The following is a 15,786-nucleotide window of genomic DNA, read 5'->3' on the forward strand; positions in this document are numbered from 1 at the left end:
TAAGGCTAATCCCAACCGAGTTCGTGGAGCCGGTCGTCGTCGATTCCGAAGTGGTGGGCGATCTCGTGAACCACTGTTACAGCGACTTCCTCCACCACGTCCTCGCGGGAGGAACAGATGTCAAGGATGGGCTGGCGGTAGATGGTGATGCGGTCCGGCAGTGAGCCCGCGTCCCACCACGAGTCGCGCTCGGTCAGGGGGACACCCTCATAGAGCCCCAGGAGCACAGTGTCCGGGTCCTCTCCTGGCTGGGGTGTGTAATCGTCCTCGATGAAGACGGCCACGTTGTCCATGGCGCGCGCAATGTCTGCGGGGATCATGTCCAGGGCGTCACTGACGGCTGCCTCGAAATCGGTTTCGGACATGTCGAAGCCGGGGGAATTGCTGGCGCCGTCGGGAACGATGGGAAGTCCTGGCGGCAGGTTTGCGGGCATAGCCAAACTTTAGCGGGATCTCCGCCGGGTGAGCCCCACGCCCACGAGGCAGACGGCGCCGCCGACAAGGCCCCAGACAGTGGGGATTTCTCCGAGTACTGCCCAGGAGATCAGCACCGTGGTGGCCGGGACCAGGTAGGTGGTGGCGGCCAGCTTGCCGGCGTCGATGAGGGAGAGGGCATATGCCCACGTTGTGAACGCAATGGCCGTCGGAAAGACGCCGAGATAGACGAGGCCCATGGTGGCCGGCAGCGGCGCCGCCTGCAGCTCGTTGACCAGCTGGCCGGTGAACGGCAGGCAGCACAGGAGCCCCACCATGATGCCGAACCATGTGGCCTGCCCCGCCGAGAACTTCCGCAGCACCGGCTTCTGGACAATCACGCTGACGGCGGCGAGTGCAGCCGCCAGCAGGCAGAGCAGCACGCCGGCCACGTCCGCCGTCGACCGCTGCCCGGAGCCGAGCGCAATCACCGCCACGCCGCCAAAAGCCACGACGCTGCCGATGATGAGCCACCGTGGGAACCCCTCCTTGAGGACGATGCCCGCCAGGACAGCGACCAGAATGGGGTTGACGTTGATCAGCAGCGCGGCTGTCCCGGCATCGAGCAGGTGCTCGGCGGCGTTGAGCGCAACGTTGTAGCCGCCAAACCACATCACCCCGAACGCGAGTATGGGCCACCATTCGCGTTCCCGCGGCAGCACGCGCAGTTTTGGCAGGACCACCACGCCAAGCGCGACGGCTGCAATGGCCAGCCGCCCCAGTGTCAGGGAGCCGGGGGAGAAGCTGGGGCCAACCGCGCGGATGCCCACAAAGGCGGACGCCCAAAGCACCACCGTGATGACGACGGCGGCCACGCCCAGTCTGCTGATCGGTGGCGCCGCCTGGTTTGGTGCTGGGGGAGAGGAGGGGGCGGCGGTCTTCCCTAGTGCGGCGTCGCCGCCGGCTCTGCCCGCTGGGGCGCCTGCGGGACCGGACGTTCCCTTGTGGGGATCTGCCGGCTGACTCGGGCCGGTGCGGGCGGTGGTTGCCATGGTGCCAATCTAGCCCTGTGTCCGCTCCCAGGGCTGGCGGAAATCGGTCACTTCTAGGCGAGAAACTGCCAAGTTTCCGCGGCCCTGCCGGGGCGTTAGGCCCGCAGCACCTCCGATTTTGGAAATTCCCGGGGGAGGCTCTATAGTTTTAGAGGTCCAGTTCGGAGCAACTCGAAGGGACAAAAACGAAAGGCTTCGGCCCTTTATTTTTGCCCGGAACAACCCGTACTGAGTTCAGGCCCCCATCGTCTAGCGGCCTAGGACACCGCCCTTTCACGGCGGCGGCACGGGTTCGAATCCCGTTGGGGGTACGCAAGGAAGTGGTCAAGCCGGACCAAAAAGTCTGGTAGGCTAAAAGCCTTGAAAAACGCAGTAGCGATACTGCAAACAGCAAGAAACAAGCAAGGCCCTGTAGCGCAGTTGGTTAGCGCGCCGCCCTGTCACGGCGGAGGTCGCGGGTTCAAGTCCCGTCAGGGTCGCTCTGATTGCCAGAAGAAATTCCGGCTCTCAAGGTGACACGTCACCAAGGCTCTGTAGCTCAGTTGGTAGAGCGTTCGACTGAAAATCGAAAGGTCACCGGATCGACGCCGGTCGGAGCCACCAGCTAGAACCCCGTTGTTCCCGGTATTTACCAGGGAACGGCGGGGTTTTTTCGTTCCCGGATTCTTCCCGTGCCAGCCCGGATCCCATGCGTTTCCGGGCGTAGGCCTGGCCACACGGTCCAGGCAGGATTTTGTCACCCGCCCCAGGCCGGCCCGTGGAGAGCCGCTTTGGGCCTGTGGCTCTCGGGCGCCTGTGGGTCCCTGAACGCGGATGTCGTTCCAGCAGTTGCCCTGCACGAGCTGCTCACCCCAGGTGTTCAGCAGAGGCCACCACAACCAGGTGCCGACCCCTCGGCCTTGGCTACCGCCGCGCCGAATCGGGCTGTGGCATCTGTCTCAGTTCTGATCATCACTTCATGGGCGCCCGGTATGGCGGATATCACTCTTCTGGGCCAGGGCCGAATGCTAAAGCGGAGGTGACGTCATTGTTACGTTCCGATTGATCTATTTCCTGGGCTGTGGTACGCGCGCGCAAACGTAAATGTAAGCGCTTGCATCGCTGCGCGGGGAGGCAACGGAATCTCCCAAAACCGGGTTGAACTCGGCTGACAACGTTGTCTACCGTGGAGTGTGGGCCCGGATATGTATGACATCTCCAGGCTCCAATATGGGGGACTACCCAACCCCCGTTCTCCCTCGACACAACGGCGTCCTCGATGACGCACGTCGTGTCAACGGGGCCTCCGGAGTGCCGGGGACAGGGCACCAGCCCGTCTTCCACGAACGTAACTCCGCGAGAAGAGCAAAAATGCACAAGCACCCCAATACCCCCCGGATGCTGCGGTGGCGCCCTGCCGCCGCAGCGCTGGCGGCGGCTGTCGCAGCCTCGACGTTCCTTGCCACACCGTCGGCGCAGGCCAACGAACCGGCGGATCCGCCGGCCCAGCAGCAGATGCCGGCTCCCACCCCGGGTTTCCCCCTTCCCACGAAGCACACGCAGAAGGCCTACGACCCGGAGTCTGACTTCACCTCGAAGTGGACCCGTGCCGACGCGAAGCAGATCATGGCGCAGAGCGACTCGACGGTAAAGCCCGGCGAGAACTCAATGAGCCCGGACGTCACCATGCCGGAAATCCCCGAGGACTTCCCCACCATGAACGACGACGTGTGGGTTTGGGACACATGGTCCCTGACGGATGAGCACGCCAACCAGATCAGCTACAAGGGCTACGACGTCATCTTCTCCCTCGTTGCTGACCGCCACGCAGGTTATGGCTTCGACCAGCGCCACTGGAACGCCCGCATCGGCTACTTCTTCCGCAAGACCAACGCCGACCCGGCCAAGGACAAGTGGAACTACGGCGGACACCTCTTCCTGGACAACACTTCCATCGGCAACACCGAATGGTCCGGGTCCACCCGCCTCATGAAGGGCAACCAGGTGAACGTGTTCTACACGGCCACCACGTTCTATGACGTCAAGGAGCGCAATGCCGGCGGCGGCGGAATTGCCCCTGACGCTGTTATCGCCAAGGCTCTCGGCAAGATCCACGCCGATGAGAACGGCGTGACATTCGACGGCTTCAAGCACCACAAACTGCTCGAGCCGGACGGCAAGATGTACCAGACCAAGGAACAGAACCCGGGCTTCGCCTTCCGCGACCCGTACACGTTCGCCGACCCGGCACACCCCGGCAAGACCTTCATGGTCTTCGAAGGCAACACCGGTGCCAAGCGCGGCGACTACCGCTGCAAGAACGAGGACCTGGGTTACCGCAAGGGCGACCCCAACGCTGAAAGCCTCGACGAGGTCAACAACAGCGGGGCCTACTACCAGACCGCAAACGTCGGCCTGGCCGTGGCCGAAAACAAGGACCTGACCAAGTGGAAGTTCCTGCCCCCGATCCTCTCCGGAAACTGCGTCAACGACCAGACCGAGCGTCCGCAGATCTTCATCCAGAATGAGGGTGGCAAAAACAAGTACTACCTGTTCACGATCAGCCACCAGTTCACGTACGCGGCCGGCATGCGCGGCCCCGACGGCGTCTACGGCTTCGTGGGCGACGGCATCCGCTCGGACTACCAGCCGATGAACAACAGCGGCCTGGCTCTCGGTTCCCCGACGGACCTGAACCTGCCGTCCGAATCCCCGGAAGCACCCACTCCGCAGCAGAACGGCCGCCAGTTCCAGGCCTACTCGCACTACGTGCAGCCCGGCGGCCTCGTCCAGTCCTTCATCGACAACGTGAACGGCGTCCGCGGCGGTTCCCTCTCGCCCACCGTGAAGATCAACTTCCGCGACGGCGTATCCCAGGTTGACCGCAGCTTCGGCAAGAACGGCCTTGGCCCGTTCGGCTACCTGCCCACCAACGTCCGTGTCGGCGGCGAAGGCCTCTACAAGTAAAGCTGGGCTTTTGCAATGTGGCCGGTGATTAGGCTGCACAGCAATACAGCGGCACAGCAGTAGAGCAGCACAGCAGTACATCGGCGGACGCGCCCGGACCGGGTCCGGGCGCCTCTGCTGCGTTTGGCGACGCGCCGTCCTGAACTTTGTTCCTATATATACGCGACATACGCGGTATACGCGCGCCCGTTGAACGCAGGACTGAGGGCTGTCAACTTGGAATGCATGCCGCGTCCGCCGCTAGACTCGCACGCCGGGGGATACGGCCGGCTCTTGCATCCGGCCAGTCAAGGCCGCCCGCCGGCGGTGAATCTATCCAGGAAATGTGAACCGTGAAAAACTTTGCCCGCATGCTGACCGTCACTTCCCTTTCCGCCGCGGTGGCACTTACCGCCTGTACTGCCCCGCCGGCAGGCAGCGCGCCGTCGTCGTCCAATGATTCCGGGGCCTCGAGCAGCCCTGCTGCCGCACCGGAGGCCAGCACGCCGTCGGGCGCCTTTGGCGGCTTCGCCACAGCCGCGGAAGCCTGCAAGGCCATCTCCGTGCAGGCCACCGGTGCCTCGCTGCTGCCCATGTCGGCCGCCCAGGGGAAGACGGCAGAGCTTGAGCAAAAGAAGGCGGAGCTCAGCGAAACGGCGCAGCTTGTTCCCGACTCGCTCAAGGCAGACTTCGCCAGGCTGAACGAGGTTGCAGTGGCGGGCCTGACTGACCAGACCGTCTACTCCAGCGGCAAGTTCCAGGAGGCCATTGCCCCGGTAAACCAATGGCTGGCCAGTAACTGCGCCTAGGGCCCGCGACCAGGGTCTGCCTAGAGTCTGAGCGTGGAGTCCGCGGCTGGAGTCCGTGCCCGGAATGTTGGGCGAATCGTGCCCCCGCCACCCCTGACGTTGTCGGACCTAGGGGATAGGGTTGTGTTCAACAGAAGGGGAGCGCCTTGGAATACCAGAATCCGGATCCTGCCGGCATCCGCACGCAAACGGCCCTCAACCAGACCGGGGGCGGCGGACGGACGGTCATTTCTGAAACAGCTGTCGCCAAGGTGGCCGGAATCGCCGCCCGCGCCGTGCCCGGCGTCTATTCCCTTGGGACGGGTTCCTCCAGGGCCCTCGGGGCGATCCGGGACGCGGTAGGCAGCTCAGACCACGCCGGGGTGCATGCCGAGGTGGGCGAGACCCAGGTCGCCGTCGATATCACGCTCGTCGCAACCTACGGCACACCGCTGCACTCCCTGGCCAACCAGGTTCGGGCCGCTGTCTATGCGGCAGTTGAGAAGCTTGTTGGACTTCAGGTCATCGAAGTGAATGTCGAAATCAACGATGTCTACATCGCGCCGCCGGTGAAGCCGGTGGCAGCACCTGAGAGGGAGGCGATCCAGTGAGCCTGACGGTCGTAGGAATCGGAATCGGCGCGTTCGTGGCCTTCATGTCGCTCCAGTTCGGGCTGTGGGGGTTCCTGGTTTCCCTGCTCTTCATGGGCCTTGGCGCCCTGTTGGGCCGCGCCGCAGAAGGGAAACTGGACCTGCGCAGCGTCATTGATGCCCTGACCGGCCGGCGCTCCTCGTCATGAGCGCGGAAGCGGAAGCGACTCCGAGCCGGCTCTACAGCGGTCACAACAGGATCAGCACCCAGGCGTTGACGAGCCTGGCGAGGGCGGCGGCCGGGTCGGCCCTCGGGATTCCCCCGCACGATGTCCGCGCGGACTGGTCGGACGACGACGGCCTGCTGGCGTTGTCCCTTGTGACTCCGATCAAAATCCCTTCCCTGTCGGCCGTCGTGCGGGACCCCGCACGCGTTCCTGCTTTTGGCGGCTCCATCTGGGAACGGGCGGTTTCGGCCAGGTCAGAGATCCTCACCACAGTCACAGAACTCAGCGGTGCCAGGCTGAGCAGGGTGGATATCCGCATCACCGGCGCGCACGTCACGGAGAGGGTCCGGGTCCATTGAGCTCACTCATCGAACGGCAGAACCCGGCGGACAGAGATCCGGCCGATGCCGCCGAATCAGGGAACGCCGAATCCTTTGACATGCGCCGTGTCCTTCACCGTGAAACCCACTCCTCGCGTGCCGTGGCGGCCTGCCTCGCTGCTGTCCTCGTCAGCCTCGTCTCCCTCTACGGCCTCCTTGAGGCGGCAGTCCGGGCGATCGGCCAGCCTCCATGGCTCATCGACCCCCAAACGGCGGCCGAACGGATCGTGGCGCTGCCGAACGGCATCCCGCCTCTTTTGCTGGGCGTCACGGGTGCCGTGGTGGCGGCAGCCGGGCTCTTCTTCTTCCTCAGCGCCATACTTCCCGGACGCAGGGCGAGGCATTTGCTCGAAGTGCCCGGGGTCGCTGTCGTGGTGGACGATGAAGTCATCGCTTCCGCCCTGGCCCGCCGCGCCCGCCAGGCGGCCAACGTCACGCCGGAGCAGGTCATGGTTGTGGTGTCCCAGCGCCAGGCGGTGGTGAACGTCCGCCCCACATCGGGTGTTCCCGTAAGCGAGACCGTTGTCCGTGAGGCTGTCGAAGACGAACTTCTTTCCATGACGCCCATCCCGATGCCAGCTGTCCGGGTCAACATGGCGGAGTCGGGGGTGATCGGGGCATGAACAGCACCCCGCGCCTGCTCAACAGGATCCTCATCGGGATCCTCGGCCTCGTGCTCCTGACCGTGGGCATCCTGCTCATGCTGCTGGCCTCGGTTCCCGCTGCCGGACCGTGGTGGCAAGCGTGGTCCGGCGGCGTTCGGGACGGCGCCAATCAGCTTTTTGACGGGACAAGGTTCCCCGGCCGGCAGGAGAGTTGGCTTTGGATCGTCCTCTCGCTCTTCCTGGTCCTCCTGATAGGACTCATGGTGGCGTGGGTGGCGCAGCAGGGAAAGGGGCGATCCGGGCTGTTGCTGGCCGCCGAGGACCCCGGCGGGGTACCGGGAGACGTCCGCATCGGCGGCGGCGTGGCGGAGCAGTCCCTGAAGAATGCATTTGCCGAGCGTCCCGATCTTGCCGGGGCCACCGTCACCACATACGAGGTCCGCGGGCAGCCAGCGCTCAAGATCCGCCTTCACCCGAGGCCCGGTGTGGCGCCGCACCTTCTGGCAGCGGATGCGTCGGAACTTGTTGCGGCTCTGGATGTAGTTGTGGGCAAGAAGACACCCGTGCTGGTGCATATAGCCGTCGGGGCCCGCACACGCTTCAGCCGCGCGGAGCGCGTCCGCTGATTCTGACGCCTGCATGTCCGGACCGGCGTGGGCCTTTGCCTCCGGACCAGCCCGGCGCCTAGTTTGAAGGCGAGGGGGTAGTGGCGTGCTGGTCACGACTGCCCGGTGACGGGTCCAATAAGCCCGGCAAAGCCGTCGACGAAGGAGAATACTGTGCGCGAAGAAGTAACAGGAAACCACGCTGCGAAGGACGGACTTGAGAATGCGGTGGGCCACGCCAAGGAATTTGCAGGCGGCGCCGCCGAAAACGTCAAAGTGTTGGCCGGCGGGACGGCGGAACACGTCAAGGAGTTCGCCGGACAGGCGGCCGGGAACGTCAAGGAACTCCTGTCAGGGGATGTTGCCGCGAATCTGAAGGAAGCGGCCCGTGACGCAGCGGGCAACGCCAAGGAATTCGCCGGCGGTGTCACCGAAACAGCCAAGGGCTTCTGGGCCAGGCTTGCCGGGGTCATCAAGGGAGGCAAATAGCCCTTCGGTTTGTCCGGATCACTGACAGAGCGCCGCGTCCGGGTGGGCGCGGCGCTCTGTCGGTTAAGGCGGACTCTTCCTGGAAGCCTACCCGGCCACGAGGTACGCCGCGCTGTTCGGGGCAATGACGGCGCGGTCGGCGCTGTATCCTGCTCCTGATCCGGTTTCCGTTTCTGCGGCGCTCGAGAGAACCACCCTGTAGCCATCCGGCACCGGCGTCGACTCGCTCCCCATGTTCGCCACCACCAGGACGTCCCGGTTCTGAAACGCCAGCACACCCCGCTCAGGATCGTGTATGTCTGCCCAGCAGAAGGTGCCCGAGCCCAGCCCGTGGCTCCCGCGCAGTGACAGCGCCGAGCGGTAGAGCTCAAGCGTGGAACCAGCGACGCCTTCCTGCCTGTCCGCGGCGAGTTCCCCGAACGAGTCCGGCTGTGGCAGCCATGGCTGGGCCGGAGCGCCAGCCGCTGGGGCGCCGGCAGTAGCCGACCCTGCCGCCGCGTACACCTCGGCGAATCCGAAACCGGGTTCATTCGATTTCCATGGCAAGGGAACGCGGCAGCCGTCGCGTCCGCGCTCTACGCCGCCCGTGCGGAAGAACGTCGGGTCCTGGCGCGCCTCCGCGGGCAGGGTGGTGTGCTCCGGGAGGCCGAGTTCTTCCCCCTGGTAGAGGTATGCCGAACCGGGCAGGGCAAGCGACACCAGCGTGGCCGCCCTGGCGCGGGCGAGCCCCAAGGCGGCATCCGGTTGCTCGTCCTCCGACGCGATGCCCTTCGGGAAGCTGGTGGGATCGGACAAACCGAACCGTGTCGGGTGCCGGACAGTGTCGTGGTTGCTCAGCACCCACGTTGTCGGGGCGCCGACCGAAGCGGCAGCCTCGAGCGACTCCTCGATGGCCACTGCCATGCGCCCGGCGTCCCAGCCTGCCAGCAGGAAGTCAAAGTTGAATGCCTGTTGCATTTCGTCCTTGCGGATGTATCGCGCCAGCCGTTCCGCCGGTTCCACCCAGGCTTCGGCCACGAGCATGCGGTCTCCGTCATACTCGGCCAGGACGCGGTTCCAGTCGCGGTAGATATCGTGGACGCCGTCCTGGTCAAAGAAGGGCGACGGCGGATACAGCGGAGATACCGGTTGATGCTGCGGGTCCTCTCCCGCAGAATCCAGCACGGAGACCTGTGCCCGGGCAGCATCATCTGCGCCGGCACTGCCGGCCGCAAGGCTGGCGTAGTGGGCTGTGTGGGGCTCGACTGATTCCGGATGCGTCCCGGGGGCATCCGGAAAATGCCTTGCGTCGGCTGAGCCTTCCACCATGGCCGCCACGCCATCCCAGTCCGGCAGCCCGGCCTCCTTGACCATTCCGTGCGCCACGTCCACTCGGAAGCCGTCCACGCCGCGGTCCAGCCAGAACCGGAGCACGGACCGCATCTCCTCCCACACTTCGGGGTTTTCCCAATTGAGGTCAGGCTGTTTGGTGTCGAACAGGTGCAGGTACCATTCGCCGGGCTTGCCGTCCGCGTTGGTTGTGCGTGTCCAGGCCGGACCGCCAAAGATGGACCTCCAGTTGTTCGGGGCGATGTTCCCGTCACCCGAACCCTCCACTTCGTCCTTGCCGGGCCGGAAGATGTAACGCTCCCGGGCACCGGATCCAGGTTCCGCGGCCAGAGCCTCCCGGAACCACACGTGCTCGTCCGACGTGTGGTTCGGCACCAGGTCCACGATGACTTTGATGCCCAGACCGTGAGCCTTCCGTAACATCTCATCAAAATCCGCCAGACTGCCGAACATCGGGTCCACCTGTCGGTAGTCGGCCACGTCATATCCTGCGTCTGCCTGCGGTGATTTGTAAAAGGGTGAGAGCCAGACGGCGTCGACGCCCAGCTTCTTCAGATAGGGCAGCCGCGCGGTCACACCGCGCAGGTCCCCCATCCCGTCGCCGTTGCCGTCCGCGAATGAGCGCGGGTAGATCTGGTAGACGACGGCACTGGCCCACCACGTCCCGATATCAGAGCCGGGCGTTGAAATTGGACGATGGGTCATGGTTGCCTCCCGGTAACGATTAGGTGTAAACGCTTGCATTTCTTTCCGCAACGTTACTAGTGTGATGGTCACCACAACAACCGCACCACGACTAACTCTTGTCACTCAGCGAGGAGTTCTTTGCCAATGAAAACCCGCAAATTCTTATTGCCGGTAGCTACCGCCGGCGTTCTTGCCCTGACGCTCTCCGCCTGTGGCGGCGGTGGCGGGGGCGGCACCACAGCCGGCGGCGGTGACGCAGCCAATGGTCTCGACGGCCGCGGTCCCATCACGTATGTGCAGGGCAAGGACAACAGCAATGTGGTCCGTCCGCTGATCGAAAAGTGGAATGCCGCGCACCCCAACGAGAAGGTCACCTTCAAGGAGCAGACCGACCAGGCCGACCAGCAGCACGATGACCTCGTCCAGCACTTCCAGGCGAAGGACCCCAACTATGACGTCACGAGCGTGGACGTCGTCTGGACCGCGGAATTCGCCGCAAAGGGCTGGCTGCAGCCGCTGAAGGACAAGATGGCGCTGGACACCTCCGCCATGCTGAAGCCGACGGTGGACAGCGCATCGTACAAGGACACCCTGTACGCAGCGCCGGTATCCTCCGATGGCGGCATCCTGTACTACCGCAAGGACCTCGTGCCCACCCCGCCCAAGACCTGGGACGAGATGATGCAGATGTGCTCCATCGCCAAGGAGAACAAGATCGGCTGCTTCTCCGGCCAGTACAAGCAGTATGAGGGTCTCACGGTCAACGCCTCCGAGGCCATCAACTCGGCCGGCGGCTCTGTGCTGGACAAGGACGGCAAGCCCAGCCTGAACACCCCCGAGGCCGCGGAAGGCCTCGGCAACCTCGTGGAAGCCTTCAAGAACGGCAACATCCCGAAGGAAGCCATCACGTACCAGGAAGAGGAAAGCCGCCGAGCATTCCAGTCCGGCAACCTGCTCTTCCACCGCAACTGGCCGTACGTGTACAACCTGGCAACCACCGAGGGTGCATCCAAGGTGAAGGACAAGCTGGGAATGGCCCCGCTTCCCGGCAAGGACGGCCCCGGCGCTTCGTCGCTGGGTGGACACAGCGCAGCCATCAGCGTCTACTCCAAGAACAAGGCCACGGCCCTGGACTTCCTGAAATTCCTGGTCGAAGAGGAACAGCAGAAATTCTTCGCCACCCAGGGTTCACTGGCCCCGGTGATCAGTGCGCTCTACGATGACGCCGAACTCGTGAAGAAGCTGCCGTACCTGCCGGTCCTGAAGACTTCCATCGAGAATGCCGTGCCGCGCCCTGTCACGCCGTTCTACCCGGCGGTCACGCAGGCCATCCAGGAGAACTCCTACGCAGCGCTCAAGGGTGAAAAGCCGGTGGAGCAGGCATTGTCTGATATGCAGAAGTCCATCGAAGCCGCCGGTGCGGGATCGTAGTCCAGCCATGGCAACCGAAGTAGGCCCGACGCCGGTCAAGTCACCGGCGTCGGGCGGTACCCCGATCCACCACGGACCCAAGGGCGTGGGTGAGGACAACAAGATCCTCAGCCAGGGCAAATGGGCTACCTGGCTGCTGGCCCCGACCATCATCGCGCTTGCCGTGGTGATCGTTTACCCGATCATCAGCGCCATCGTGATGTCCTTCCAGAAGGACGCCGGCCTGGACCCTGCGACCGGCTTGTTCACGGCCGGTGGCCCTGCGGGCATCCAGAACTACGTGAACTGGATCGCGCAGCAGTGTGCCACCGCCGGCGGCGGGACCGTTGCGTGCCCTCCCGGAACCTTGGGAGCCCAGTTCTGGTCCGCCACCCAGACCACGTTCATCTTCACGATCATCACTGTCACCCTGGAAACCATTCTGGGTTTCTGGATGGCCATGATCATGGCCCGGACCTTCAAGGGCCGGAGCCTGGTGCGTGCAGCCGTCCTGGTGCCGTGGGCCATCCCCACCGCAGTGACGGCACAGCTCTGGCTGTTCATTTTCGACTTCCAGGGCATCGCCAACAAACTGTTCAACACCTCCATCCTGTGGACCGGAAGCGAGTGGCCGGCAAGGTGGGCAGTCATTATCGCGGACACCTGGAAGACGACGCCGTTCATGGCGCTGCTGATCCTGGCAGGTTTGCAGATGATCCCGGCCGAAGTCTATGAGGCAGCGAAAGTGGACGGAGCCACCGCCTGGCAGCGGTTCCGGATGATCACTTTGCCGCTGGTGAAGCCGGCGCTCATGGTGGCAATCCTGTTCCGTACCCTGGATGCGCTGCGCATGTTCGACCTTCCGTACATCCTCACGGGCGGTGCGAACAACACCACCACGCTGTCCATCCTTGTCATCAATCAAATCCGGCAAGGGTTTAACTCGGCGGCGGCGTTGTCCACCATTACCTTCATCATCATCTTTTTGGTCGCTTTCATCTTTGTCCGCTTCCTCGGGGCGAACGTTGTGGAGCAAAGCGGCGCCACCGGTAAGGGGAAGAAATGAGCACCGGGACAGCCCTCCGGGCAGAGCAGGACAGAGGCCGCCGCGCCTCTCAGAACAAGGAAAAGTGGGCGCAGGGCCGCACGTACATCAGTGCGGCAGTCATCTTGATCTGGTGCCTGGCACCGGCGTACTGGATGGTCGTCGTGGCCTTCCGGGAGGTCGGCTTCACGTACGACACGTCGATCCTGCCCACGCATGTCACGCTGGATAACTTCATTACGGCGTTCGACACGTCCTTCGGCAACAGGTTTGGCCAGGCGCTGCTGAACAGCATCTTCATCGGCGTGGTGGTTACCGCCATCTCGCTGCTGATCGGTGTTTTCGCCGCCTACGCCCTGGCCCGGCTGAACTTCCGGTTCAAGTTCCTGGTCCTGGGCTTTATCCTGGGCGCCTCCATGTTCCCCGGCGTCGCACTGATCACGCCGCTGTTCCAGCTGTTCACTAACATTGGCTGGATGGGCACCTACCAGGCGCTGATCATTCCGAACATCTCGTTCGTGTTGCCGCTGACTGTGTACACGATGACGTCCTTCTTCCGCGAAATGCCGTGGGAGCTCGAGGAGTCGGCACGTGTTGACGGCTGCACGCAGGGGCAGGCCTTCCGGAAGGTCATTATGCCGCTGGCGGCTCCGGCCATCTTCACCACGGCCATCCTGGCGTTCATCTCGTCCTGGAACGAGTTCCTGATCGCCAGCCAGCTGTCCAGCGATGCAACGCAGCCGGTGACGGTGGCCATTGCCAACTTTGCCGGTGCACAGCCACAGCAGATCCCCTACACGGCCATCATGGCCGCCGGCACCATTGTCACCATTCCGCTCGTCATTCTCGTGCTCGTTTTCCAGCGCAAGATCGTGGCCGGCCTGACGGCGGGTGCAGTCAAGTGACACAGGGAGCAGCACCGCAGGGCAAGAAGCAGTCAGCGGGACTTGGGCAAAAGCGCGTCCGTTCCGGCGAGGATTTCGACATCATCATCGGATTCCTGGGCTTTTGGGCTGTGGTGCTGCTCGTCGTTACCGTATGGATGGAGCTGACCGCCCAGCCGGCCTTGGGCTGGGCGCTTGGCCTGCTCGCCATCCTGCTGGCGCTCTACGGCATGATCAGGCTCCGCAGGCGCCTTCCCGCACGCACCGCCACGCGGCGCAACTGATACACGCCGGCCGGACTAAAATGGTTTCTTGCCGTTGGGAGAATGGGATGGCGGAAATCTGCAGCAGGCCTTTGAGGGGACACCGTGGCGCGCACAACTGACCGGGCCCAGCGCGGCGGCCACTCGGGTGTGAGCATTGAGGACGTGGCGGCAGCCGCGGGGGTGTCCACTGCCACGGTGTCACGCGCCGTGCGGGGCCTGCCGCGTGTTTCGCCGGCGACCCGGGCGAAGATCCTCGAAGTTGCCGGCGCCCTGGGCTATGTGGCGTCCTCGTCGGCCTCTGGCCTGGCAACCGGCCGCACCAAGACTATCGGCGTGTTGGCGCCATTCGTGAGCCGCTGGTTCTTTTCCAAGGCCATTGAAGGGGCCGACCGCGAGCTCCATGCGCGGCAGTACAACCTGTCCCTGTTCAACCTCGGCGGGCACGGCAGCCACCGTGAGCGGCTCTTCAGCAAGACCATGGTCTACAAGCAGATCGATGCGCTCCTTGTCCTGTGTATGGCGTTGTCCCACGAGGAGCTGGACCACCTGCAGAAGATCGACATTCCGCTGGTGGTGGTGGGCGGCCATGTCGAGGAATGCGCCTATGTAGGAATCGACGATTACGCTGCCGCCTCCACCGCCGTCAAGCACCTGATCGACCTGGGGCACCGCGACATTGCGCTGCTCCACGGGGACGACGAAACGGACCTCAACTTCGACGTCCCGCGGGTCCGTATTCTGGCGTTCCAGGACGTGATGGCGGCGGCGGGCCTGGAAGTCCGGCCGGAGTGGGATGAGTGGGGCGATTTCACCCTCAGGAGCGGCCAGGAAGCGTTCCGCCGGCTGTGGGGTCAGCCCGGCCAGAAGCCCACCGCCATATTCTGTGCCTCCGACGAGATGGCCATGGGCGTCATTTTCGAAGCGCAGCGCGTGGGCGTCCGGGTGCCCGAGGACCTGTCGGTAATCGGGATCGACGACCACGATTTTTCCGACGCCATGGGGCTGACAACCGTGGGCCAGCGGCCGGACGAGCAGGCGGAGCTGGGCACGAAGATGCTCTTGGATGAACTCCTCGGTATCACCGGCTCGGTGCGCTCCGCCATCGCACCCCACCGCCTGATCGTGAGACGCACGACGGCGCAACCCAGAGCGTAGGGGATGAAAGCATAGCGGCCTCAGCGAGTCAGGAAGCCCGCGCGAGTTGGCGGATGGGAATCCACCGCGACGCGAGCCGGCGGTACGCGGCAGCTGCGCCCGTCATGTCGCCCTCTGCGAGGCATTCGATGCCAAGACGCACATCCATGGGGGAGTCATCCGGATATACCTTGTCCGCCACGGCGCCGTAGTCCAGTTCCACCATGGATTCCGCATGGAAGAGTTCCAGCCACTCGGTGAGCTGGGTGAGGTCGTCAAGCATGTCTAGATCCGGAGCCGCCAGTGCGAGGTTGGCCACGGCGTAGCGTACCCGGTCGAGGGCCTCGGCAATCGGCGCGAGAACCCGGACGGTGAGGATCCGGCCGCCGGCCTCGACCACTTCCTGCGGATCCGACTCGAGGAACAGCGAGAACCAGCTGAAGGGAATGCCCCAGGTGGATGCCCGGGTATGGACACGGTTGGCGCCTTCGCGGGCGCTCACGAGGTCGATCCGCTCCTGGTGCCGGTCCCGCTGCTCTTCCGGAATCAGGAGTTCGGCCAGTGGTCCGTGGATACCCTCCATCAGCGCATTGGCTGCCAGCCCGGCCCGCAGGACAAGCTGGCTGGGGCAGTAAAGGAGGGAGTCGCCGTCGGAATCTTTCGCGTTTGGCGAATCCTTGGATTCGTCCGCAACCGGCAGTCCCAGGGGGCGGGTGACCCGCACCAGGTCGGTCCGGCCCGTCGGGAACGGATCGCCGCCGGGCCGCGTGATCCGCCCCAGGGAGGCCAACAGCTCGGCGTTCTCAACGGCAGCGCGGGACGCCGCCCGCTCACCGGCAGCCTTGAGCGCCGGACGCTGGTCCTCGGGGAACGCGTCCAGGGGCTCGTACACCCGCAGGGTGGACGAGAACGGCAGCCCGGCCTGCCCGCGGTAAAGGCTGCCCGTCATGAATGTT

General features: G+C 64.4%; 17 protein-coding genes and 3 tRNA genes. 16 read left to right on the forward strand and 4 right to left on the reverse strand.

Annotated elements, in window-relative coordinates; all coding sequences use genetic code 11:
* Positions 1-5 precede the first annotated feature (5 nt).
* The gene (locus ACIP90_RS05555) at positions 6-434 is read right to left on the reverse strand and encodes a metallopeptidase family protein (protein ID WP_400577605.1); all 429 of its coding nucleotides are present in this window, start codon (positions 432-434) and stop codon (positions 6-8) included.
* Positions 435-443: 9 nt separating this feature from the next.
* Positions 444-1,466, reverse strand: coding sequence for a DMT family transporter (locus ACIP90_RS05560; RefSeq protein WP_400577606.1), 1,023 nt, complete (start codon positions 1,464-1,466; stop codon positions 444-446).
* 238 nt (positions 1,467-1,704) lie between these two features.
* Here ACIP90_RS05560 and ACIP90_RS05565 point away from each other — a divergent pair.
* From ACIP90_RS05565 to ACIP90_RS05615, 11 genes are all read left to right on the forward strand, one after another.
* Positions 1,705-1,777, forward strand: a tRNA-Glu gene (locus tag ACIP90_RS05565).
* 94 nt (positions 1,778-1,871) lie between these two features.
* A tRNA-Asp gene (locus ACIP90_RS05570) sits at positions 1,872-1,945 on the forward strand.
* A 48-nt stretch (positions 1,946-1,993) separates the two neighbouring features.
* Positions 1,994-2,069 (forward strand) — tRNA-Phe (locus ACIP90_RS05575).
* Between the two features lie 747 nt (positions 2,070-2,816).
* The gene (locus ACIP90_RS05580) at positions 2,817-4,412 is read left to right on the forward strand and encodes a glycoside hydrolase family 68 protein (protein WP_400577608.1); all 1,596 of its coding nucleotides are present in this window, start codon (positions 2,817-2,819) and stop codon (positions 4,410-4,412) included.
* Positions 4,413-4,744: 332 nt separating this feature from the next.
* The gene (locus ACIP90_RS05585) at positions 4,745-5,200 is read left to right on the forward strand and encodes a hypothetical protein (protein ID WP_400577609.1); all 456 of its coding nucleotides are present in this window, start codon (positions 4,745-4,747) and stop codon (positions 5,198-5,200) included.
* 146 nt (positions 5,201-5,346) lie between these two features.
* On the forward strand, positions 5,347-5,790 hold the full coding sequence (locus ACIP90_RS05590) for an Asp23/Gls24 family envelope stress response protein (protein WP_400577611.1): 444 nt from the start codon (positions 5,347-5,349) through the stop codon (positions 5,788-5,790).
* Positions 5,787-5,978, forward strand: a complete 192-nt coding sequence (locus ACIP90_RS05595; RefSeq protein ID WP_400577612.1) for a hypothetical protein — start codon at positions 5,787-5,789, stop codon at positions 5,976-5,978. Before ACIP90_RS05590 ends, ACIP90_RS05595 begins: the two co-directional genes overlap by 4 nt.
* Positions 5,975-6,355 carry a hypothetical protein gene (locus ACIP90_RS05600; RefSeq protein ID WP_400577613.1) on the forward strand — a complete coding sequence of 127 codons (381 nt, stop codon included), beginning with the start codon at positions 5,975-5,977 and terminating at the stop codon, positions 6,353-6,355. The genes ACIP90_RS05595 and ACIP90_RS05600 overlap by 4 nt, the downstream gene beginning before the upstream one ends.
* 80 nt (positions 6,356-6,435) lie before the next feature.
* Positions 6,436-6,999 carry a hypothetical protein gene (locus ACIP90_RS05605; RefSeq protein ID WP_400577710.1) on the forward strand — a complete coding sequence of 188 codons (564 nt, stop codon included), beginning with the start codon at positions 6,436-6,438 and terminating at the stop codon, positions 6,997-6,999.
* The gene (locus ACIP90_RS05610) at positions 6,996-7,607 is read left to right on the forward strand and encodes a hypothetical protein (RefSeq protein ID WP_400577614.1); all 612 of its coding nucleotides are present in this window, start codon (positions 6,996-6,998) and stop codon (positions 7,605-7,607) included. Before ACIP90_RS05605 ends, ACIP90_RS05610 begins: the two co-directional genes overlap by 4 nt.
* 153 nt (positions 7,608-7,760) lie before the next feature.
* A complete protein-coding gene (locus ACIP90_RS05615; protein ID WP_400577616.1) occupies positions 7,761-8,075 on the forward strand; it encodes a hypothetical protein in 315 nt (104 codons plus the stop codon).
* 87 nt (positions 8,076-8,162) lie between these two features.
* On the opposite strand, the gene ACIP90_RS05620 is transcribed toward ACIP90_RS05615, so the two are convergent.
* Positions 8,163-10,109: an alpha-amylase family glycosyl hydrolase gene (locus tag ACIP90_RS05620; RefSeq protein ID WP_400577617.1), complete on the reverse strand. Its 1,947-nt coding sequence runs from the start codon at positions 10,107-10,109 to the stop codon at positions 8,163-8,165.
* A gap of 126 nt (positions 10,110-10,235) precedes the next feature.
* On the opposite strand from ACIP90_RS05620, the gene ACIP90_RS05625 reads away from it, so the two are divergent.
* The 5 genes from ACIP90_RS05625 (at position 10,236) to ACIP90_RS05645 (ending at position 14,851) form a co-directional block, all read left to right on the forward strand.
* Complete coding sequence (locus ACIP90_RS05625) at positions 10,236-11,522, forward strand: ABC transporter substrate-binding protein (RefSeq protein WP_400577619.1); 1,287 nt, start codon at positions 10,236-10,238, stop codon at positions 11,520-11,522.
* A gap of 7 nt (positions 11,523-11,529) precedes the next feature.
* A complete protein-coding gene (locus ACIP90_RS05630; RefSeq protein ID WP_400577620.1) occupies positions 11,530-12,567 on the forward strand; it encodes a carbohydrate ABC transporter permease in 1,038 nt (345 codons plus the stop codon).
* Positions 12,564-13,451: a carbohydrate ABC transporter permease gene (locus tag ACIP90_RS05635; protein ID WP_400577621.1), complete on the forward strand. Its 888-nt coding sequence runs from the start codon at positions 12,564-12,566 to the stop codon at positions 13,449-13,451. The genes ACIP90_RS05630 and ACIP90_RS05635 overlap by 4 nt, the downstream gene beginning before the upstream one ends.
* Positions 13,448-13,714, forward strand: coding sequence for a hypothetical protein (locus ACIP90_RS05640; protein WP_400577622.1), 267 nt, complete (start codon positions 13,448-13,450; stop codon positions 13,712-13,714). Before ACIP90_RS05635 ends, ACIP90_RS05640 begins: the two co-directional genes overlap by 4 nt.
* Before the next feature lie 84 nt (positions 13,715-13,798).
* A complete protein-coding gene (locus ACIP90_RS05645) occupies positions 13,799-14,851 on the forward strand; it encodes a LacI family DNA-binding transcriptional regulator (protein WP_400577623.1) in 1,053 nt (350 codons plus the stop codon).
* A 28-nt stretch (positions 14,852-14,879) separates the two neighbouring features.
* On the opposite strand, the gene ACIP90_RS05650 is transcribed toward ACIP90_RS05645, so the two are convergent.
* Positions 14,880-15,779, reverse strand: a complete 900-nt coding sequence (locus ACIP90_RS05650; protein ID WP_400577625.1) for a hypothetical protein — start codon at positions 15,777-15,779, stop codon at positions 14,880-14,882.
* Positions 15,780-15,786 lie beyond the last annotated feature (7 nt).

The sequence above is a fragment of the Arthrobacter sp. NPDC093139 genome, from assembly GCF_044754165.1.
Classification (GTDB): domain Bacteria; phylum Actinomycetota; class Actinomycetes; order Actinomycetales; family Micrococcaceae; genus Arthrobacter.